General features: G+C 47.9%; 1 tRNA gene. It reads right to left on the bottom strand.

The features are described 5' to 3' along the window. Window positions 1–212 precede the first annotated feature (212 nt). A tRNA-Ala gene (locus tag QMX82_RS26250) sits at window positions 213–288 on the bottom strand. Between the last annotated feature and the right edge of the window lie 4 nt (window positions 289–292).

Raw genomic sequence — 292 nt, 5'->3', positions numbered from 1 at the left:
CTTGAGTTCGCAAGATTTTACCTTGACGACACTAACTGCCAGTGAAAACAGTTAATGCAGTCTACTTCTATCACTTTCCCAATTTTTTAAAGAACAGTTCTGATCAAAGACCAGAAGTCAGCATTTGTGCCCTTCTCATTACCTTGTGGTAGGGAGAAGTCAAAGGCTCACTTCTGAGCTTTTCAAGCAATTGCGTTAGCCGTAGGTGGAGATGGTGGAGCCAAGGAGGATCGAACTCCTGACCTCCTGCGTGCAAGGCAGGCGCTCTCCCAGCTGAGCTATGGCCCCATCG

Source organism: Pseudomonas sp. PS02302, assembly GCF_029959585.1.
Lineage (GTDB): Bacteria > Pseudomonadota > Gammaproteobacteria > Pseudomonadales > Pseudomonadaceae > Chryseomonas > Chryseomonas aestiva.
This window is presented reverse-complemented; position numbering and strand designations above follow the sequence as displayed.